Here is a 20,786-nt window from a genome sequence, read left to right on the forward strand (position 1 = left end):
TCAGGCGAGGCCGACCTTTTCCCGAATGTCGTCCGGTGTCAGCCCATCGGCACGGTATCTGCCGATTGCGCGTGCATCGTCCCGCTTTGCCAGCCGCTTTCCGTCGTCGTCCCGGACCAGCCGATGGTGGTGGTAGGTTGGCGTCGGCAGGGCGAGCAGGCGTTGCAGGACGACATGAATGGCCGTCGCCTCGAACAGGTCCTGTCCACGGATGACATCGGTGATCCCTTGGGCGGCATCGTCGATCACGACGGCGAGGTGGTAGGAGGTTCCCATTTCGCGGCGCGCGACGACGATGTCACCGATGCCGGTCAGGATATCCTTCGCGGGGATTCGGACCGCTCCTGTCTCTCCATTCTGAGCGACGCCCGTCTCTGTAAATGATACGAAATCAATGCCGTGCATGGCGAGGCTCATATCAAGACGAAGGGCGGTTTCGGAGGGAAGCGGCCCGGTGCGCGCGGTACGCCGACAGGTGCCGGGATAGACGATCCCGTCTGGCCCGACCGGAGGTGCGCCGCCTTCCTGCGGGGCGTTCGCGGCCTCCAGGATGTCCCGCCGCTTGCAGGTGCACGGGTAAAGCAGCCCTTGCGACCAGAGATCTTCCAGAGCATCGCGATAGGAGTCCATCCGCTCCGATTGCCGCATGACGGGTCGCGGCCAGTCCAGCCCGAGCCAGTGCAGATCGTCAAAGATCTGCGACTCCCATTGCGGCCTTGCGCGCGACTGGTCGATGTCCTCGATCCGAAGCAGGAATGCCCCGCCCGCCGCCCGGGCTATGTCCGACGCCAGCATGGCCGAATAGGCGTGGCCGAGATGCAGCGGGCCGGTAGGAGAAGGTGCGAAACGGGTTCTCATTTCCCTCGGGTCACGGCGCCCTGATGGATCAGGAACCACGCCAGAAGGATGAACATCGGGTGGGTCAGGCCGCCGGACAGGATAATCGCCGGGATCCAGATCAAGAAGACCACGATCCCGAGGATCGGTCGACCGGCGATCATGATCGACAGCGGTGGCAGCAGCAGGGCAAACAGGTAGTTCATGACGTCTGCGCGGCCTCCACGACGGGCGCTGGCGCAGGAATGCCGAGCCATTCGGCCCAGGCCGCCTTGGCGCGGTCGGTGTAGAGCTTGTAGCGCACTTTGCGGCCCTTGCGACCGCCCTTGGCATCAACGGGGCGGAACAGGCCGAAATTCACGTTCATCGGCTGGAAGGTCTTTGCCTCCGCGCCGCCTGTGATGTGGGTGAGAAGCGCACCCATGGCCGTGTCCTGCGGCACTGGCGGCAGCGTTTCGCCCAGCACCTCCGCTGCGGCCATCCGCCCGGCAAGCAGCCCCATCGCGGCGCTTTCGACATAGCCTTCGACACCGGTGATCTGGCCCGCCATCCGGATATGCGGCTGTGAGCGCAGGCGCATCTGCGCGTCGAGCAACCTGGGCGAGTTGATGAAGGTGTTGCGGTGAATGCCACCGAGCCGGGCAAAACGGGCATTCTCCAGTCCCGGGATCATCCGGAAGACCTCTGTCTGGGCGCCGTACTTCATCTTGGTTTGGAAGCCGACGATATTGTACAGCGTTCCCAGTGCATTATCCCGGCGTAGCTGCACCACCGCATAGGCTTTTTCCTCCGGCTTGTGCCGGTTCGTCAGGCCCACGGGTTTCATCGGCCCGTGCCGCAGGGTTTCGCGGCCGCGCTCGGCCATGACCTCGATCGGCAGACAGCCATCGAAGTATTTCGCCGTCTCACCGTCCTTGAACTCGGTTTTCTCGGCGGCGAGCAGCGCGTCGATGAAGGCCTCGTACTGGTCCTTCGTCATCGGGCAGTTGAGGTAAGCGGTGCGCTCCTCCTCGGTATCGCCCTTGTCGTAGCGCGACTGCATCCAGGCGGTATCCATGTCGATCGAGTCGAAATAGACGATGGGCGCGATGGCATCGAAGAAGGCGAGGCTCTCCTGGCCGGCCTCTGCGGCGATGGCATCAGCCAGTTTGCCGCCCGTCAACGGACCAGTTGCGATGATTGCCGGGCCGTCTTCCGGACCGGGCAGGGCGGTGATCTCGCCCTCGACCACCGTGACCAGGGGATGGTTGCGCAGCTTGCGCGTCACCGCCTCGGCGAACGGATCGCGGTCGACGGCCAGTGCGCCGCCCGCAGGTATGGCATGGACATCGGCGGTCGACATTATCAGGCCGCCGGCCACGCGCATTTCCCAATGCAACAATCCCACGGCGTTGTTTTCGTCGTCATCCGACCGGAAGGAGTTGGAACAGACCATCTCGGCCAGGTTCCCGGTCCTGTGGGCGAACGTCCCGACGGTGGGGCGCATTTCGTGCAGAACAACAGGCACGCCTTGCTGGACGGCCTGCCACGCGGCTTCGGAACCGGCCATGCCGCCTCCGACGATATGAATGGGTTTGCTCATGAAGGCGATCTAGGGGATCGCGGCCGATTTGGAAAGGCCGGCCGCGTTCATGGCCGGCCCCATGCACGGGACTGTGTTCGGGACTGCGGGGGACCTGGGGCGTTCCCGGTTGTGTCAGTTCGAGCGGGCGATCTCGAACTCTTCGCGGAAGATCGTTTCCAGTTCCTCGATCGAGACCGGCTTTCGCAGGTGGCCATTTCCATCCGCAGGTGTCGCGTTGACTGTCTCCGGACCATTCTGCTCCTGCATGGGACGGCGGACACGCAGGTCGCCATCGGCCCCGGCGGCATGGACGCGCGGGTGGACCCGACGCGGTTGCAGACCCCGGCGCAGGACACCCCGTTTGTGGTGATTGCGCGGATCGGTCTCTGCGTATGTGAGTATCAGCGATGCGATCAAAGCAAGGTCGCGCCAGAAATGGCCAAGCTGGTCGGCCATGCCGAGATCGATCATCTTCAGGTAGCTGGACCAGAAGGTAAGGATCCCCAGCAACAGGGCTGCACCCCGGAGCCACATGCCGATCATCACCATGTAGGCCAGAACGAACACGATCGAGGCTGAGACCGGCCCTGCGAGCGTTTCGGAGAAGATGCGCTCGGTCAGCGGGGTCAGGTCGGAGCCGGGAATGACTCCGATGGCCCCGGCCAGGAAGTAGGAGGCGATGAGAATCCTCAGAAGGTTCTGTGCGGCGGCACTCAGAACCATGCGGTCTCCGCTCGTTTCATGCATTTCTACGTCGTCCCTGCATTCTGTCGCGCAGTTCACTCTTCAAAAGCCCGTACCATTACACAGCCAGCGACAATTTTCGGCTGGGTCCAGAATTGTCCCCGAAAGGGGCGGTTGCAGGGATGAAAAAGGGAATATTCGGTAAATGAATGTGGTTCCGACTGGCGACAGAGTGTTTCCAGTCAGTGAATTGTGATGAGGAATCCCAAAGATTTATTGATTTAGCGCGGCGGCCCCCGGGCCGCGCGCCACATTGGCGCCTTGGTCTCGCCCGAATGGCGCGACGCTGCGGCAGTTTTGCCGGATTCTGGCCTGAATGGGTTTACGATGCAGAAACAGCGGGGGGCCTGCGGCGCAGATTGGCCAACGGGGGTGGTTTGCAGCCCTCATGCGAGCACAGTGTTCCGCGAGCGGAATCGGGCCGTTGACGCGCGCTTGAAAGGGAAAACGCGGCGCCAGGACCCGGCGCCGCGTTGTGAACTCGATCAGGGGGAGGCGCGCGAGGCCCGCCGAGTGGCTCAGCTCTCTTCGCCACCATCCTCGTCGTCGGTCTCGTCGTTCTGCTCGACCACGCGCGCGACCGACACGACCTCTTCGTCCTGCGCGGTGTTGAACACCCGCACACCGCCGGCGCCACGCGACCGGAACGAGATCCCGTCGACCGGGCACCGGATGGACTGCCCGGTTGAGGTCGCCAGCATGATCTGGTCGTCCATCTCTACGGGGAAGCAGGCCACGAGCGGGCCGCCCCGCATGGCGCGATCCATCGCCGCCACGCCCTGGCCGCCACGTCCGCGGACCGGGTAGTCGTGGCTGGAGGAGGTCTTTCCTGCACCGGCAGACGTGATCGTCAGGATCAGATCCTCGGCCGCTGACATCTCTGCATAGCGCTCGGGGCTCAACTGACCCTCGGCCACCTGGTCCTCGTCCTCGTCGGGCTCGACCTCCTCGTCGACGGCACCGGCCATCAGGCGGCGCTGCTTGAGATAGGCGGCGCGTTCGGCGGCATCGGCCTCGAAGTGCCTGATCACGGACATGGAGACGACCTCGTCATCCTCGCCGAGCCGGATACCCCGCACACCGACAGAGGCACGGCTGTTGAACACCCGCACATCCGTCGTCCGGAACCGGATCGCACGGCCGGATCGAGTGACCAGCATGACGTCGTCATCTTCGGAACAGATCCGCGCATTGATCAACCGCGTATCCGCATGCTCATCCTCGAACTTCATCGCGATCTTGCCATTGCGCATGACGTTGGTGAAATCCGAAAGCCGGTTGCGGCGGACCGTGCCGGCGGAGGTGGCGAACATGATCTGGAGATCGTTCCACTCGTCCTCGTCCCGATCGACCGGCATGATCGCGGCAATCGAAACACCCGTCGGGATCGGCAGGATGTTTACGATCGCCTTGCCGCGCGCGGCCCGCCCACCATGCGGAAGGCGCCATGTCTTCATCTTGTAGGCCATGCCGTCGGTGGTGAAGAAAAGCAGTTGCGTGTGGGTGTTGGCCACGAAAAGCGTGGTCACCACGTCGTCATCCTTGAGGCCGCCCCCGGACAGGCCCTTGCCGCCGCGCCGTTGCGCGCGGAAGTCGGCCAGGGGCGTCCGCTTGATATAGCCGGACTGGGTGACGGTGACGACCATGTCCTCACGCTCGATGAGGTCTTCGTCCTCCATGTCGCCGGCCCATTCGACGATCTCGGTCCGGCGTGGCACGGCAAACTGCTCCCGCACCTCGGCCAGTTCGCTGGAGATGATCGCCATGATCCGCTCCCGCGACCGCAGGATGTCGAGATAGTCGACGATCTTGGCGGCAAGCTCCTGCAACTCGTCGGTGACTTCCTTGACGCCCATGGCGGTCAGGCGTTGCAGGCGCAGGTCGAGGATGGCACGGGCCTGCGTTTCCGACAGGTTGTAGGTGCCGTCCTCGTTCATCGTGTGAGTCGGATCGTCGATCAGCTTGATGTAGCTTGCGATATCCTCGGCCGGCCAGCGGCGGGTCATCAGCTTTTGGCGCGCCTCTGCCGGGTCGGCAGAGCTGCGGATGGTGGCGACGACCTCGTCCACGTTGGACACCGCGACCGCCAGGCCACACAGGATGTGGCTGCGTTCGCGCGCCTTGCGCAGTTCATAGGCGGTGCGGCGGGCGACGACTTCTTCACGGAAATCGAGGAAGGCTGTCAGGAAGTGGCGCAACGTCAGCTGCTCCGGCCGTCCGCCGTTCAGCGCCAGCATGTTGCAACCGAAAGACGTCTGCATCGGCGTGAAGCGCCAGAGCTGGTTGAGCACCACGTCCGGGGTGGCATCCCGCTTCAGCTCGATCACCACGCGGACACCGACCCGGTCGGATTCGTCCGCCACATGGGCGACGCCTTCGATCTTCTTGTCGCGAACCATCTCCGCGATCTTCTCGATCATCGAGGCCTTGTTCACCTGGTAGGGGATCTCGTCGAGGACGATGGCATAGCGGTCCTTGCGGATCTCCTCCACCCGGGTCTTGGCGCGGATGATCACCGAGCCGCGGCCCTCGAGATAGGCCTTGCGCGCCCCCCCACGCCCGAGCATGACGCCGCCGGTCGGGAAATCCGGGCCGGGGATGTACTGCATCAGGTCCTCGGATGAAAGGTCCGGATCCTCGATCAGCGCCAGCGTCGCATCAACGACTTCGCCAAGGTTGTGCGGCGGGATGTTGGTCGCCATGCCGACGGCAATGCCGCCCGCGCCGTTGACCAGCATGTTGGGGAACCGTGCCGGCAGGACGGTCGGTTCGCTGTCCTTGCCGTCGTAATTGTCCTGGAAGTCGACCGTGTCCTTCTCGATATCGGAGAGCAGGAAGGCCGCCGGCTTGTCCATCCGCACCTCGGTGTATCGCATGGCGGCTGCGTTGTCGCCGTCCATGGAGCCGAAGTTGCCCTGTCCATCGAGCAGCGGCAGCGACATTGAGAAGTCCTGTGCCATCCGAACCAGCGCATCATAGATCGCCGAGTCGCCATGGGGGTGATACTTGCCCATCGTGTCGCCGACGGGACGGGCGGACTTGCGGTAGGGCTTGTCGCTGGAGTTGCCGGTCTCGTGCATGGCGTAGAGGATACGCCGATGCACGGGCTTCAGCCCGTCGCGCAGGTCAGGAATGGCCCGGCTCACGATCACGCTCATCGCGTAGTCGAGATAGGAGGCCCGCATCTCGTCCGAGATGGAGATCGTGGGACCATCGTGGACCGGGCGTTCCGGGCCGTCTTCTTCCTGGGTTTCAGGGGGTTCCGGTGTGTCTGTCATTATTGTGTCTTGTGTCTTTTCGCACCGCTATATCTTGACGGCTCACTGTACCGGCTGGACCGGAGAGGCGCAATGGCAAGGGCGGTCTTGTGGCCCTTAAACCTGCCAAAAGTGCAGCGAAAAAAACGTTTGCGACCGGTGGAGAGGCATTGCGCTGTGCAAAGCGGGCGTTGTGTCGGTTCGGGGAGGGCAACCTGCGGCGAAAATGCGAGAGCCCCGGGCGTCAAGGCGCTGTGTGGTCTGTCGGTCTGCCGTATCCGACCACCTGCAATGAAGGATGACCGCTCGCGCACGCATTGCGTGATTTGCAAGGCTCTCCCTTGGTGGCCGGGCAGGTCACGTCGCGTGGCGTGGTGGAACAGGGGGCCGTTTTGCGGAACGGTTTGCCATCGCGTCCACAGACGAAGTGGCAGCCGCGATACCGGCCTGATAACAGATTGTTTTGTTTGAGAAATCGACTTCATAGGCCATCCTGATCCCCGACAGGCAACGACAGGAGATGCGTAGATGACCAGCGATGTGGAGCGGATGCTGACGGGATATGGGCTTACAACGGCGGAGATCTTCTACCGCATGCCCGATCACCAGAACGTGCTGAACACCTTCGTCTGGCAGGAATACGACCTCGCGCCGGACCACCCGAGGCTGTTTCGGTTCATCGAGTTCTGGCAGGACCGGATCGAGGGGCCGCTGCATTCGGTTCGGTTCGTCCACCGCAAGGAAGTCGCCGCCGGGGAATGGCGTCATGTCACGGGTGAATACTGGCTGAACTGACCGGGATACCGATCCCGGGCCGGGGTCACGTCCGGCGGGCGGCGGCACCCCAGATCACGATCAGGACCAGTGAGACGAAGACATTTGCATTGGCCAGCGTCATCCCGAAGAGCGCGTAAGACACCTCGTCGCAGTTGACGATTGCCGAGGCGGCGTTGAAATCCAGCAGGTCGGTCCCTGACAGACCGCTCAGGTCCTGTCCGCCGGTGCAGGAATCCGGCCCCGCCCACCATTTGCGTTCGACGCCGCTGTGGTAGATCGCGATGACGAGGCTGATGGCGGCGACCGATGCCGCGAGGAGGGCGGGCAGGGGGGAACGCCATATCAGGGCAAGGAGACCGAGCCCGATCAGGATCGCATGCGGGTAGCGGTGCCAGAAACACATCTCGCAGGGAATAAGCCCCCCCACATGCTGGAGGAAAAACGCACCGGCCAGCGTCCCGGCGGAAATGATCGTGGCGAGAACGACCAGCTGTGTTCGTGTCTGGGTCATAGGAATTTCACGATGTAGAAGCCGCCGAAGAGCAGCACGCAGAAGACCACCAACATCAGCCCGAGCCGTTTCTCGATGAAGTACCGGATCGGTTCGCCGTATTTAAACAGCAAGGCCGCGACGAGGAAGAACCGTGCGCCCCGGGCAATCAGCGAGGTGATCATGAAAGTCCAGAAGGGCAGGCCCGTCCAGCCTGACATGATGGTGATGACCTTGTAGGGAAAGGGTGTCAGCCCGGCGACGAGCACGGCCCAGAAGCCGAAATCGTTGAAACGGGCATTGAACGCCTCGATCTTGTCCGCCTTGCCGAGGCTTTCGAGGATCGGCTGGCCGATCTGTTCAAAGGCAAACATTCCAATGCCATAGCCCAGAATCCCCCCGAGGACCGAGGCCACCATCGCGACACCTGCAATCAGGAAGGCGCGGTTCGGTGTGGCGATGATCATCGGGATCATCAGCACGTCCGGCGGGATCGGAAAGAAGGAGCTTTCGACGAATGCAACCGCCGCCAACGCCCAGAGTGCGTACTTTCCGGCTGCAAGAGTGATCGTCCAGTCGTAGAGTCCGCGTAGCAATGGTCGGGTTCCTGTTCAATTGCGACGCAGTGAACACGAGGAGCCGGCAGGGTCAAGGCGGAGGATCCCGGGATGAAATGGCAAGGTCGACGTGGAAGCCGCAATATCGAGGACCGGAGGGGCGCGCGCAGTCCCGCGCGGGCAGGAGGCGTGGGCGGGATCGGGCTGTTGCTCATCCTCGGTATCGGCTGGTTGCTGGGGATCGATCCCACCTTTCTGCTCAACACGACCGGCGGCAGCGTGCAGACGAGCACCCCCTCCGGCCAGCCGCCCTCGGCGGAGGAGGAGGCGGCGGCGCAGTTCGTGTCCGTGGTTCTCGCAGATACCGAAGAGGTTTGGGCCAATGTCTTCGCGGAGCAGGTCGGCGCGCCCTATTCGCCGCCCGTGCTCGTGCTGTTTTCCGGCGTGACGCAGTCGCCCTGCGGCGGGGCCTCGGGGGCAACCGGCCCGTTCTATTGTCCGGTTGACAGGAAGGCCTATCTCGACACGGCATTCTTCGCGGAGCTTCAGAACCGGTTCGGCGCCGGTGGCGACTTCGCGGCAGCCTATGTCGTGGCCCACGAGATCGCGCATCACGTGCAGAACGAGCTAGGCATCCTGGGGCAGGCCAACCAGATCCGCGCCCAGGTGGGGAAGGCGGAGTCCAATGCGATCTCTGTCCGGATCGAGTTGCAGGCCGATTGTCTCTCCGGGATCTGGGCGCGCCAGGCGCAGGCCCAACTGGGAACGCTCGAACGCGGCGACATAGAGGAGGCGTTGAATGCGGCGAAGTCGATCGGCGACGACACGCTGCAACGGCAGGCAGGGCAGATCCCGCGCCCGCACACCTTTACACATGGCACGTCCGAACAGCGGCAGCGCTGGTTCGCGACAGGGTTCCAGTCCGGCCAGATCGCCGCGTGCGATACCTTCGGGAGCGACCGGCTCTGACCGGTTCCCGGCAAGCCATGCATCTGATGCATGCCGACCGAAGGGCAATCCCCGGTTGCATTCCGGCGCCCGGGCAACGCATAGGATGGCGCACGGGGGATCCCCCCGGCTCTATGCCAACAGAGGGAGCATTCCGATGACTGTCCTGATTTCCGGCGCCGGTGTTGCCGGTCTCACACTTGGCCTGTCGCTGCACCAGGTCGGCATTCCCTTCCGGATCATCGAGGCCATCGCGGAGCTGCGCCCCCTCGGTTTCGGGATCAACCTGCAACCCCATGCCGTGCGCGAACTCTATGACCTCGGCCTCGAAGAGAAAATGGACCGGATCGGTCTTCGCACCGGCAAGACCTCCTACTTCAACTCGCAGGGCCAGGAGATCTGGTCCGAAGCCCGCGGGCTGGAGGCGGGCTATGCGTACCCGCAGTATTCGGTGCATCGCGGCGCGCTGCAGATGATGCTTCACGAGACGCTTCTGGAACGGTGCGGCCCCAAGGCCATCCTTGCCGGGGCCAAGGTCTCTGAATGGCTGGAGACGCCGCGTGGCCTGGAGGTGATCCTCACGGACCGTCAATACGGGTTCGAACTTGACCGCATGCGCGGCTCGGTGCTGATTGCCAGCGACGGGGCGCGGAGCGAGACGCGGCAGACGCTCTTTCCGGATGTCGGCGGACCCAACCGGCGGAACTCGATGATGTGGCGCGGTGTTGCGCGGTCGCAGCGGTTCCTTGACGGGCGGACGATGACCATCTCCGGCACCAAGGGCCAGAAGTTCGTGGCCTACCCGATTGGCGATCGCGGCAAGACCCAGAGCTTCGTGCACTGGATCGCCGACCTCGCCAATGCACCGGAACGCGACTACGACACGCAGGGCTGGGGCCGGAAGGGCAGCATCGACGACGTGCTGCCAAGCTTTGGCGACTGGCGGTTCGACTGGCTCGATATCCCGGCCCTGATCGGCGGCACCGAAGCCGTCTGGGAATGGCCCATGGTCGACCGGGACCCGCTGCCGAGCTGGACCGAGGGGCGTATTGCACTGCTGGGCGATTCCGCCCATCCGATGTATCCGATCGGTTCCAACGGTGCCTCCCAGGGGATCCTCGACGCGCGGGTCATGGCCCGTTCGCTGCGGGACCATGGGGAAACCACGCTGGCCTTGCAGGATTACGATGCCGACCGCCGCGAAGCGGTCAATGCCATCATCCTGGCGAACCGGACACAGGGGCCGGATGCGATCCTTGACCGGGTGGCGGATCTTGCCCCCGACGGGTTCGACGATATCGACGCCGTCATGCCGGAAGCCGACCGCCGGGCCATTTCCGACCGCTACAAGGAGGCCACCGGCCTCACGGTCGAAGAAGTCAATGCCCAGCCGTCGATCATCGGGCCGATGGGCGACCAGCCGAACTACACCGGACCGCTGAAGGACTGACATGGACGACGCGGGAAGGACGCCCCGTGCGCCGGGGATTGGCGGGCGTGCGGTCGAAGCCGGCGCGCGATGGCTGGCCTGGCTAGGCGGGGCAATCCTTGCGGCGCTGTCGGTGATGACGGTTGTGTCCATTATAGGCCGGGCGCTTGATGGCTACGGGCTGAACTCGGTTCCCGGCGACTATGAACTGGTGGCCAATGGCTGCGCGATAGCGGTTTTTTTCTTTCTGCCCTGGTGCCAGTTGAAACGCGGACACGTCACCGTTGATCTGCTGACCGACGCGTTTCCGCCGCGGGTGCAGGCCGTGTTCGGTCTGCTCGGGGACCTGCTGGTGACCCTCGCGTCCGCGATCATCCTGCGCCAACTCTGGTTCGGCTTCGGCGAGAAGCTCCCGTTCGGCTCCGACAGCCTGCGGGAGATGCTCGGCATGGGGTACAAACCCTATTTCGCCGAGACGACCTACGAACTGCTGATCCCTGTCTGGACCCTCTATGGCGCGGCCCTTGTGGGCGCTGTCATGATGGTCATCGTCGGTGTCTACACCGTCTTGCGTGCCTTTCTCTGGGTTCTGGACGGGGCGGAGGGGACACCGTGACGGGGCTGGAACTCGCGCTTGTCGCTCTTGCGCTGATGCTGGTGGCCGTTTTCCTGCGGGTGCCGATTGCCATCGCCATGGGGCTCACAGGGTTCTTCGGCACATGGTATCTGCTCGGCACGGCAGCCGGGCCGATGGCGCAGCTCAAGACATTGTCCTACGAGACCTTTTCCAACCAGGGCCTCGCGATCGTGCCGCTTTTCCTGCTGATGGGGCAGGTGGCAACGCGCACGGGGATGTCGGCGGCCCTTTTCCGGGCGGCGTCGGACTGGCTGGGACACAGGCGGGGCGGTATCGCGATGGCGTCGGTGGGGGCCTGCGCTGGCTTCGGCGCGATCTGTGGCTCCTCTCTGGCAACGGCCTCGACGATGGGGCAGGTGGCCCTGCCGGAGATGCGCCGGCGGGGATATTCCGATGCGCTGTCGACGGGGGTTCTCGCGGCTGGCGGCACGCTTGGCATCCTGATCCCGCCGTCGGTGATCCTCGTGTTCTATGCGATCCTCGCCGAACAGAACATCGTGAAGATGTTCATGGCAGCCCTCGTGCCCGGTCTTCTTGCCGCGGTGGGCTACATGATCACCGTCGCGCTCTATGTCCGCCTGAACCCCACCGCCGGGCCGACGGTGCCGCGCAAACCCTACACCGAACGCTGGCGTGGACTGGCTGGAACCTGGCCGGTGCTCGCGATCTTCGGCCTGACCATGGGCGGCATCGTGGGGGACTGGGACTGGTCACGCCCGGGCGATCAGGCGCTTTTTACGCCCAACGAGGCCGCAGCCTTCGGCGCCACCGCCACCGCGCTCTACGGGATCGTCATGGGCCGACTGACCCTCGGCGGGTTGCTGGACGCGTTTCTTGAAACGGCGAAGGCAACCGGCATGATCTTCTTCATTCTGCTGGGGGCGGAAATCTTCAAGGGTTTCCTCGCACTTACCCGGGCGCCGGACCAACTCGCCGAATGGGTTCTCGTGCAGGGCTACGCACCGATTGTCGTGCTGGTGGCGATGCTGTGCTGCTACCTCGTCTTCGGCTGCGTGATGGAAAGCCTGTCGATGATCCTGCTTACGGTGCCGATCTTCCTGCCGGTGATCGAGGCTCTCGATTTCGGCATGACGGCAGAACAGACCGCGATCTGGTTCGGCATCCTTGCCCTGATCGTCGTGGAGGTCGGGTTGATCACCCCGCCCGTGGGGATGAACCTTTTCATCCTGAACGGCGTCGCGCCCGACATTCCCTTGCGCCGGACCTATGCCGGCGTCGCACCTTTCGTTGCCTCCGACCTTGTGCGGGTCGCGGTGCTGGTGGCCTTTCCCGGGATCACGCTCTGGCTCGTGGGCGTGACGACCTAGGCAGGGCTGTCGCCTCGTGCGCGCCGGTTCAGCCAGGAATGCGCGAACTCCAGCTTGTCCCGGACGCCATCGGTCAACACGAACGGATAAAGATCGTTGAGCCCCATCGCCCGGGTCAACTGATTGCTGGCGATCCCGAGATCGATGGCCACATGGATCAGGGCGTCGGATTCGGTCGTGGCATAGGCGTCCTCGGGCGGAGCATAGGCCGACGGCCACACAAGACTGGCCGCGACCGCGCTGTCGACCATGTCGGTCAGATGCATCATGTGGGCTGCGGTCTCGGCCCAGTCCTCGTGCGGGTGCGCGCTGGCGTAGGGGGTGATGTGCTGCGCCTCCCAGCCGCTGGGCGGGCCTTCGGCATAGTGGCGCTGGAGTGCCGCGCCGTAGTCGGCGCGTTCATCGCCGAAAAGCGCTCGGAAGGACTCGATGAAGCCGGGTTCCGCACTCAACCGATCAAACAGGAAATGCGCGAGTTCATGGCGCACATGCCCGAGCATGGTGCGGTACTCCTCGTCGAACATGTCCCGGTTACGGGCACGGATCGCGTCGTTGGCCTCGGCGACATTAAACGTGATCACGCCGTTCGCATGGCCCATGGTTACGCGGGTCTTTCCACTGCGGGTCTGCTCGGCCTTGAAGTGAAAGACCGGCAGCGGGCCGCTGTCATCCGGGCCAAACCATCCCCAGCGGGCCAACGTTGCCAGCGCCCAGCGTTTGGCCCCCTCGCCCTCCGCCCAACGGTCCTGGTTCGGTCCGATCGCGAGATCGGGGATGACGTCGGTCATTCGGCAGCTCAGGCACAAGTGGGCGTCGGGATTGTCCTCGGCCCAGTTGCAGCCGATACGTTCCCTGTTGGCGCAGGTCCCTGATGCCACGACCAGCGCAGCCTCTCCGGGGTGGTAGGCAAGCTGTTCGCCGCAACTGCCGCAGCTGGAGTTGCGGAAATATGCGGTCGCGCCGCAGGACGGGCATTCATGGAGCTTCATCGCAGATCCTCGTGGACCGGGGTCGCCTCGCGGTGCAGCGCGGCGCAGCCCTACGTTGTCGGACACGTCGTCTTGGCACTGCTCTGATATAAGCCCGGATCGTTGGATTGGGATACCTCGGGCGACACGAATTGCGCGGGAGGGTCGGCGGCCGGAAACCGTGGCACAACCGTAGACCACCGACGCGTGGGGGCATAGGACGATCGACCCCTCCACCGCATGCAATCTGGTGCATGACCAGAGCGGTGCGCGATCCTGCGGAGCCATAAGGGTATTGGCCGCGCTCTGGCCATCAGACCGGCCGACCGGCCCGTCGCAGGCATGCCCCCTGTGGCGACCCGCCGCGGGGGCTTTGGACACCACAACCGAAATCGGCCAGCCCGGTAGATCTCAGTCCGGGATAGCCCGACGTGCCGGTGTCAGCCGACGATCATCTGCTTGAGCTTCAACGCTTCGTATTCCAGTTCCCGCAGACGGAACTTCACAACATCGCCGATCGAAACCAGCCCGGCGATATGCTCTCCGTCGAGCACCGGGATATGCCGAAACCGGCCTTCGGACATGCTGTGCAGCAAAACCAGAAGCGGCGTCTCCGGCGTGGCAGTCACGACATCGCGGGTCATCAAGTCTTCGGCGATCTCGTCAAAGGTGTTGTCAGGTTCGTCGGCAAAGCCACGGACGATGTCGCGCTCGGTCAGGATGCCGACCATGTGCCCGTTCTGATCCTTGACGATCACGGAGCCGATACCATGCTCCTTCATGACCTCGGTGACCTTGTGGATCGAGTCCTTCGGCCGGACAGAGACAACGTCGTGCCCCTTGGTCTCAAGGATATGCGCAGCCGTCGCCTTGGAGCGCTCGACAACGGCGGCTTCAATCGACTGGCTGTGGGTGTGCATGCTCTCATGGCCAAAATGCGGCTTCTTGCTCTTGGATACCATCTCTCTCTCTCGTTCCTGTTGCGACGTCGCTGCGCCGACTCGGGTGCGTCGGGGCGAGTTTAATCCTGTTTGCAGGATTCCCCAGCCCTGATTCGAACCTGCAACAATCGAACGCATCCCCCCGGGGGGGCATCGGGATCGATTCGGGCACTCTACTGTTCTGCGGGCCCCTCTCCGGGTGCCACCCGCCGCGCGCGTCAGCGCGCGGCCCGGCCCAACGGGAGGAGGGCATCTTTGATGCCTGACGACGGGCGGGAGCCCTCAGCAAAAAAAGGCCGGGGAACACGCCCCGGCCTCCGTCCTGTCTTCGTTGAAATCGGCTCAACCGCCGAAATCGTCCAGCATGATGTCCTCGCGATCCACGCCCAGTTCCAGCAGCATGTTGATCACAGAGGAGTTCATGATCGGCGGACCGCACATGTAGTATTCGCAATCTTCGGGCGCCGGGTGATCCTTGAGATACTCGTCATAGAGCACGTTGTGGATGAAGCCGGTGTAGCCATCCCAGTTGTCTTCGGGCAGCGCATCCGACAGCGCCACATGCCATGTGAAGTTTGGGAACTCCTTGGCCAGTTCGTCGAAATCCTCGACGAAGAACATTTCCCGCTTCGACCGCGCACCGTACCAGAAGGTGATCTTTCGATCCTTGTTCTTCAGCCGCTTGAGCTGGTCGAAGATGTGGCTGCGCATCGGGGCCATGCCGGCACCGCCGCCGATGAAGACCATCTCCTTGTCGGTGTCGCGGGCGAAGAACTCGCCAAACGGGCCGGAGATCGTGACCTTGTCGCCGGGCTTCAGGTTGAAGATATAGGACGACATCTTGCCGGGCGGGATCCCCTGCGTGCCCGGCGGCGGCGAAGCCACGCGGACATTGAGCATGATCATGCCCTTTTCTTCCGGGTAATTGGCCATCGAATAGGCGCGTTCGACCGGCTCGTTGACGACCGATTCATACTGCCACAGGTTGAACTTGTCCCAGTCCTCCCGGTACTCGTCCTCGACGTCGAACTCGGTGTACTTGAGCTCGTGGGCCGGCGCCTCGATCTGGATATAGCCGCCGGCGCGGAAGTTCACGTCCTCGCCTTCCGGCAGATCCAGGATCAGGGCCTTGATGAAGGTTGCGACGTTCTCGTTGGAGCGCACGGTGCACTCCCACTTCTTGACGCCAAAGACCTCCTCGGGAACCTCGACATCCATGTCCTGTTTCACGGCCACCTGGCACGACAGGCGATCCCCGGCAGCGGCTTCCCGCTTGGTGATGTGGCTTTCCTCGGTGGGCAGGATCGACCCGCCGCCCGAATGCACCCGCACCCGGCACTGGGCACAGGTGCCGCCGCCGCCACAGGCGGAGGGGACAAAGAGCTTCTGTTCCGCCAGCGTCTGCAGCAGCTTGCCACCGGCGGGAACCAGGACTTCTTTTTCGCCGTTGATCCTGATGGTCACGTTGCCCGTGGACACGAGCTTGGACCGTGCGAACATGATGATCGTCACCAGCGCGAGGACGATCAGTGTGAAGAGGGCAACGCCCAGGATGAATGTGCTCATCTCCGCGCCTCCTTACAGTTTCACGCCGGAAAAGGACATGAAGCCCATGGCCATGAGGCCGGCGGTGATGAAGGTGATGCCAAGGCCCTGCAGCCCGTCCGGAATGTCCGAATACTTCAGCTTCTCGCGCACCCCGGCCATGGCGGTGATCGCCAGCGCCCAGCCGAAACCGGAGGACGCGCCGTAGGTGACGGATTCGGCGAAGTTGTAGTCCCGTTGCGCCATGAAGAGCGAGCCGCCGAGGATGGCGCAGTTCACGGTGATGAGCGGCAGGAAGATCCCGAGCGCGTTGTAGAGCGGCGGGAAGTACTTATCGAGAACCATTTCCAGGATCTGCACCATCGCCGCGATCACGCCGATATACGAGATCAGCCCGAGGAAGGTCAGGTCCACATCCCCGAAGCCGGCCCAGTCCAGCGCACCAGGCTTAAGCAGCCCGTTGAGGATGAGGTTGTTCGCCGGCACGGTGATAGTCTGTACCACCATGACAGAGATGCCGAGCCCGATTGCAGTGGAGATCTTCTTCGACACGGCGATGAAGGTACACATGCCGAGGAAGAAGGACAGCGCGAGGTTTTCGACGAAGATCGCCTTTACGGCGAGGGAGATAAGCCCTTCCATCAGTGCGCCTCCACCGTCTGGATCTTGAATTCACGCTCCTCGACCTGCTCCGGCTTCCAGGTGCGGAAGGCCCAGATAATCAGGCCGATGAGGAAGAAAGCGGAGGGCGGCAGCAACAGCATGCCGTTCGGCACGTACCAGCCGCCGTTGTTCACGGTCGGAAGCACGGTGAAGCCAAAGAGCGTGCCGGCGCCGAACAGCTCCCGGAAGAAGCCTACCAGCATCAGGATCAGACCATAGCCAAGCCCGTTTCCGACCCCATCGATGAAGCTGTCGATCGGAGGGTTCTTCATCGCGAAGGCCTCCGCGCGGCCCATTACGATGCAGTTGGTGATGATCAGCCCGACAAAGACCGACAGCGTCTTCGAGATGTCGTAGAGGAAGGCCTTCAGGACCTGGTCCACGAGGATCACGAGGCTGGCGATGATGACCATCTGCACGATGATCCGGATCGAGCTGGGGATATGGTTGCGCAGCATCGAGATGAACATCGAGGCGAAGGCCGTCACGAAGGTCACGGCAAGCGCCATGACGAAGGAGACCTGGAGGCTCGATGTCACCGCGAGCGCCGAGCAGATGCCCAGCACCTGCAGCGTGATCGGGTTGTTGTCGACCAGCGGATCGACCAGGTAGGTGCGTCGCGTCTGCGCCATTACACGTCTCCCGCCTTGAGGTTGTCGAGGAACGGGCCGAAGCCCTCTTCTCCCATCCAGAAACGCACGAGGTTGTCGACGCCGACCGAGGTCAGCGTGGCACCGGCCAGCGCATCGATCTGATGGTTTTTCATGTCCGGGGATGGGACACCCTTGGCCACGGTGATCTTCAGATCCCCGCTGTCATCGCGCAGTTCCTTGCCCGACCACATTGCCTTCCAGCGCGGGTTGTCCACCTCTGCGCCCAGGCCGGGGGTCTCGCCGTGGTCGTAGAATTGCAGCCCGTAGATCGAGTTGCCGTCCTCTTCCAGGGCGATGAAGCCGTAGAGCGTGGACCAGAGGCCATAGCCGTGGATCGGCAGCACGATCTTGTCGAGATCGCCGGCGTCGTCCTTGAGCAGGTAGGCGACGGCATAGTTCGTCTGCCGACCGATCCCCGCCGGGTCGTCTTCGAGCGCGCGGGAGAGCGACGGATCGCTTGCCGCGGCGCGGTCGTCGAAGGTTGCGGCGTCGAAATCATCGGTGAACGTGCCGGTCTCCAGGTCCACCACGCGCGGCTCGAATGCCGCGAAGGCCTCCCGCACGTTGATCCCGTCCTCGTAGAGCCCGGCGACCTGCAGAATGTTCATCTGCTTGTCCTTGAGCTTGTTGACCTCCTGCGCGGGACGCAGGCTGACCGCGGCGGCCGAAACCACCATGGAGCAGAACAGGCAGAGAGAGACGGCGACAAAGACGGTCTTTGGAACCGAGTCGACGGGGAGCGCCTTCCAGCGGGCGAGGAAACCGCCCTGATTGGCGTCGTTCTCAGGCATTGCGCTTTGCCCTCCGAGCGATGTTGGCCCGCACGACGAAGTAGTCGATGAGCGGGGCGAAGATGTTTGCGAACAGGATGGCGAGCATCATGCCTTCCGGGAAGGCCGGATTCACGACGCGGATCATCACGACCATGAAACCAATCAATGCGCCGTACCAGTAGCGGCCCATGTTGGTGTGGGAGGCCGTCACCGGCTCCGTCACCATGAAGACCAGCCCGAAGGCGTAGCCGCCCAGAACGATGTGCCACCAGAACGGCATGGCGAACATCGGGTTGGTATCCGACCCGATCAGGTTCAGCAGTGTCGAGAAGGCGATGGTCCCCGCGAGGCAGCCGACGATCAGGCGCCAGTTGGCGATCTTCGTGACCAGCAGGAAGACCATGCCGATCAGGCACATCGCCACCGAGGTTTCCCCGAGAGAGCCCTGGATCGTACCCCAGAAGGCCGACATGAAGGTGATGCCCTCTCCGGCCAGCGCCTCGACGCCGTTGGCCGCGGTGATACCGAGCGCGGTGGCGCCGGAGAAGCCGTCAACCGGGGTCCAGACCGAATCTCCCGACATCTGCGCCGGGTAGGCGAAATACAGGAAGGCACGGGCGACAAGCGCGGGGTTGAGGAAGTTTTTCCCCGTGCCGCCAAAGACTTCCTTGCCGATGATCACACCGAAGGTGATGCCAAGCGCGACCTGCCACAGCGGCGTGGAGGCCGGCAGGATCAGCACATAGAGGATGGAGGTGACAAAGAAACCCTCGTTGACCTCATGCCCGCGGACGATCGCAAAGAGGATCTCCCAGAACAGGCCGACGATCATCGTGACCGCGTAGATCGGCAGGAAATACAGGAACCCGTGGAACAGGCAGGCGATGAGGCTATCGGGGTTGAGCCCGAAGCCGCCCAGCATCTGCATCAGGCCGATGCGCCAGCCGACCAGCGCGTCGTCGCCGATGGCGGCAATCGCCTCGTTGGCCAGGTGGCCGGCGTTCCACATCCCGAAGAATGCACAGGGCAGCGCCGCGATCAGCACATAGATCATGATCCGCTGCATGTTCGTATAAGTACGGGCATGCGGGGCAACCGAGGTTACGGTCCGGTGCGAGAAGAACAGGGCCGCGATCGACTCATAGAGCGGATACCATTTCTGGTAGCGGCCGCCTTTCACGAAGTTCGGTTCGATCTTGTCGAAGAAATTCTGGATGAACTTCATGGGTCAGCCCTCCTTCTCGATCTTGGTCAGGCTGTCGCGCAGCGCCAGGCCGTATTCGTACTTGGCCGGGCAGGCAAAGGTGCAGAGTGCAAGGTCTTCTTCGTCGAGTTCCAGCGCGCCCAGTTGCTGGGCCGCGTCGGTATCCATGACCAGCAGCGCCCGCAGGATCTGTGTCGGCAGGAAGTCCTGTGGCATCAACTCCTCGAACGTGCCGATCGGCACCATCGCGCGCCGTCCGCCATGCAGGTTGGAGCCCATGGAGAACTTCTTGGCTCGGTCGAACGCCGAGGCAAGCACCGGCAACACGGCGAACTGGTCGCTGCGGGGGGCAATCCAGGCGAGGAAACTCTGCTTGCGATCCTCGGTGATCAACGTCACGGAGCGGGCATACCGACCGAGGTAGTCGAAGGAATCCTCGGCGATGCGGCCGGTCAGGATCGATCCGGAAATCGGGCGCAAGGGCTCGTCGCCGGTGATCTCACCGGTGGTGAGATCGGTGATGCTCGCGCCAAGGTTGGTCCGAATCAATCGCGGGTTCGCCGCGCGCGGACCACAGAGCGACACCACCACGGAGGTATCGAGGAAGCCGGTCCGGGCCAGTGCGCCAATCGCGATCACGTCCTGGTAGGAAATCGTCCAGACGACCTTCTGTGCTGTGGGCGGCTCAAGGTAGTGCATATGCGTGCCGGGCAGGCCGGCTGGGTGGGGGCCGGAAAAGCTCGCCACCTCGACACCCTCGACATCGCCGCCGGGAACATCCGCGCCCGTGGCCTTGCACAGGTAGGTCTTGCCCTCGGATAGCCGTGCAACCACGGCAACGCCAGCGGCAAAATCCTCGGACCGCTCGGCGATGATCACCGTTGGATCTGCCGCCAGCGGCTCGGTGTCCATGGCCTGGATGTAGATCGCCGCCGGGCGGCTGCTCCCGGCCGGAATCTTTGAGTAGGGACGTGTGCGGAATGCCGTCCAGAGACCTGAATTCAGAAGTTTTTCTACGATTTCGTCCGTGGCGGTGCCGGTGTCGATCCGGCCGAACTCGACGCCTGCGTCGAAGGCATTGTCGACGTCGATCACGACGCTTTCCAGCACCCGGCGCGCGCCACGGTTGATCGCGCGGACCCGGCCGGTGGCGGGCGCAACGAACATCACCTCAGGCGAGTCCTTGTGGCAGAAGAGCGGTGTCCCACGCTGGACCTCGTCCCCTTCGCCAATCAGCATCTTCGGTTTGAGGCCGACATAATCGTCCCCGACGACAGCCACGGAACGGACCTCGGGTCCGTCGTGGATCTGCTGTTCCGGATCGCCGATGATCGGCAGGTCCAGACCCTTTTTGAAAGCAAACTCGGGCATGTACTTCGCTGGAGTATCCGTCTCGTTTGTCTGTTCGTTCCCGTCCTGCGCCGACCATCTCCCGAAAGGCTCCGAAAGTCACGGTATCCATTGGCATGCA

At 63.4% G+C, this 20,786-nt stretch carries 20 protein-coding genes; 5 read left to right on the top strand and 15 right to left on the bottom strand.

The genetic code is table 11. From position 1 onward, the window contains the following. From gluQRS to gyrA, 5 genes are all read right to left on the bottom strand, one after another. A complete protein-coding gene (gene gluQRS / locus CLV78_RS03770) occupies positions 1–858 on the bottom strand; it encodes a tRNA glutamyl-Q(34) synthetase GluQRS (protein ID WP_106203397.1) in 858 nt (285 codons plus the stop codon). Continuing rightward, a complete protein-coding gene (locus CLV78_RS03775; protein WP_106203398.1) occupies positions 855–1,043 on the bottom strand; it encodes a hypothetical protein in 189 nt (62 codons plus the stop codon). Before CLV78_RS03775 ends, gluQRS begins: the two co-directional genes overlap by 4 nt. Then, positions 1,040–2,419, bottom strand: coding sequence for a methylenetetrahydrofolate--tRNA-(uracil(54)-C(5))-methyltransferase (FADH(2)-oxidizing) TrmFO (trmFO, locus tag CLV78_RS03780; protein WP_106203399.1), 1,380 nt, complete (start codon positions 2,417–2,419; stop codon positions 1,040–1,042). Before trmFO ends, CLV78_RS03775 begins: the two co-directional genes overlap by 4 nt. Before the next feature lie 114 nt (positions 2,420–2,533). Continuing rightward, positions 2,534–3,124, bottom strand: coding sequence for a hypothetical protein (locus CLV78_RS03785; protein WP_106203400.1), 591 nt, complete (start codon positions 3,122–3,124; stop codon positions 2,534–2,536). A 539-nt stretch (positions 3,125–3,663) separates the two neighbouring features. Next, entirely contained in the window at positions 3,664–6,423 is a 2,760-nt protein-coding gene (gyrA, locus tag CLV78_RS03790; RefSeq protein ID WP_106203401.1) for a DNA gyrase subunit A, read from the bottom strand. Between the two features lie 507 nt (positions 6,424–6,930). On the opposite strand from gyrA, the gene CLV78_RS03795 reads away from it, so the two are divergent. Then, the gene (locus CLV78_RS03795; protein WP_106203402.1) at positions 6,931–7,197 is read left to right on the top strand and encodes an usg protein; all 267 of its coding nucleotides are present in this window, start codon (positions 6,931–6,933) and stop codon (positions 7,195–7,197) included. 25 nt (positions 7,198–7,222) lie between these two features. Here CLV78_RS03795 and CLV78_RS03800 read toward each other — a convergent pair whose 3' ends face one another. Continuing rightward, entirely contained in the window at positions 7,223–7,690 is a 468-nt protein-coding gene (locus tag CLV78_RS03800; RefSeq protein WP_106203403.1) for a disulfide bond formation protein B, read from the bottom strand. Continuing rightward, positions 7,687–8,265, bottom strand: a complete 579-nt coding sequence (locus tag CLV78_RS03805) for a YqaA family protein (RefSeq protein WP_106203404.1) — start codon at positions 8,263–8,265, stop codon at positions 7,687–7,689. The genes CLV78_RS03800 and CLV78_RS03805 overlap by 4 nt, the downstream gene beginning before the upstream one ends. A gap of 72 nt (positions 8,266–8,337) precedes the next feature. Here CLV78_RS03805 and ypfJ point away from each other — a divergent pair, with 72 nt between their 5' ends. The 4 genes from ypfJ (at position 8,338) to CLV78_RS03825 (ending at position 12,568) form a co-directional block, all read left to right on the top strand. Continuing rightward, complete coding sequence (gene ypfJ, locus CLV78_RS03810) at positions 8,338–9,195, top strand: KPN_02809 family neutral zinc metallopeptidase (RefSeq protein WP_106203405.1); 858 nt, start codon at positions 8,338–8,340, stop codon at positions 9,193–9,195. Positions 9,196–9,331: 136 nt separating this feature from the next. Continuing rightward, positions 9,332–10,624 (top strand): flavin-dependent oxidoreductase, encoded by a 1,293-nt coding sequence (locus tag CLV78_RS03815; RefSeq protein ID WP_106203406.1) that lies wholly within the window; start codon positions 9,332–9,334, stop codon positions 10,622–10,624. A gap of 1 nt (position 10,625) precedes the next feature. Further along, positions 10,626–11,219: a TRAP transporter small permease gene (locus CLV78_RS03820; protein WP_106203407.1), complete on the top strand. Its 594-nt coding sequence runs from the start codon at positions 10,626–10,628 to the stop codon at positions 11,217–11,219. Beyond that, the gene (locus CLV78_RS03825; protein WP_106203408.1) at positions 11,216–12,568 is read left to right on the top strand and encodes a TRAP transporter large permease; all 1,353 of its coding nucleotides are present in this window, start codon (positions 11,216–11,218) and stop codon (positions 12,566–12,568) included. Before CLV78_RS03820 ends, CLV78_RS03825 begins: the two co-directional genes overlap by 4 nt. Here the strand turns inward: CLV78_RS03825 and CLV78_RS03830 are convergent. From CLV78_RS03830 to CLV78_RS03865, 8 genes are all read right to left on the bottom strand, one after another. Next, the gene (locus CLV78_RS03830) at positions 12,565–13,557 is read right to left on the bottom strand and encodes a zinc-binding metallopeptidase family protein (protein WP_106203409.1); all 993 of its coding nucleotides are present in this window, start codon (positions 13,555–13,557) and stop codon (positions 12,565–12,567) included. The genes CLV78_RS03825 and CLV78_RS03830 overlap by 4 nt on opposite strands. Positions 13,558–13,976: 419 nt before the next feature. Further along, positions 13,977–14,498, bottom strand: coding sequence for a CBS domain-containing protein (locus CLV78_RS03835; RefSeq protein WP_106203410.1), 522 nt, complete (start codon positions 14,496–14,498; stop codon positions 13,977–13,979). Positions 14,499–14,819: 321 nt separating this feature from the next. Beyond that, the gene (gene nqrF / locus CLV78_RS03840) at positions 14,820–16,043 is read right to left on the bottom strand and encodes an NADH:ubiquinone reductase (Na(+)-transporting) subunit F (RefSeq protein ID WP_106203411.1); all 1,224 of its coding nucleotides are present in this window, start codon (positions 16,041–16,043) and stop codon (positions 14,820–14,822) included. 12 nt (positions 16,044–16,055) lie between these two features. Further along, the gene (nqrE, locus tag CLV78_RS03845) at positions 16,056–16,664 is read right to left on the bottom strand and encodes an NADH:ubiquinone reductase (Na(+)-transporting) subunit E (RefSeq protein WP_106203412.1); all 609 of its coding nucleotides are present in this window, start codon (positions 16,662–16,664) and stop codon (positions 16,056–16,058) included. Then, positions 16,664–17,317, bottom strand: coding sequence for an NADH:ubiquinone reductase (Na(+)-transporting) subunit D (locus CLV78_RS03850; RefSeq protein ID WP_106203413.1), 654 nt, complete (start codon positions 17,315–17,317; stop codon positions 16,664–16,666). The genes nqrE and CLV78_RS03850 overlap by 1 nt, the downstream gene beginning before the upstream one ends. Further along, complete coding sequence (locus tag CLV78_RS03855) at positions 17,317–18,129, bottom strand: Na(+)-translocating NADH-quinone reductase subunit C (protein ID WP_106203414.1); 813 nt, start codon at positions 18,127–18,129, stop codon at positions 17,317–17,319. Before CLV78_RS03855 ends, CLV78_RS03850 begins: the two co-directional genes overlap by 1 nt. After that, entirely contained in the window at positions 18,122–19,336 is a 1,215-nt protein-coding gene (locus CLV78_RS03860) for an NADH:ubiquinone reductase (Na(+)-transporting) subunit B (RefSeq protein WP_106203415.1), read from the bottom strand. The genes CLV78_RS03855 and CLV78_RS03860 overlap by 8 nt, the downstream gene beginning before the upstream one ends. 3 nt (positions 19,337–19,339) lie before the next feature. After that, positions 19,340–20,686, bottom strand: coding sequence for a Na(+)-translocating NADH-quinone reductase subunit A (locus CLV78_RS03865; protein WP_106203416.1), 1,347 nt, complete (start codon positions 20,684–20,686; stop codon positions 19,340–19,342). Between the last annotated feature and the right edge of the window lie 100 nt (positions 20,687–20,786).

It is taken from the genome of Aliiruegeria haliotis, from assembly GCF_003003255.1.
Lineage (GTDB): Bacteria > Pseudomonadota > Alphaproteobacteria > Rhodobacterales > Rhodobacteraceae > Tropicimonas > Tropicimonas haliotis.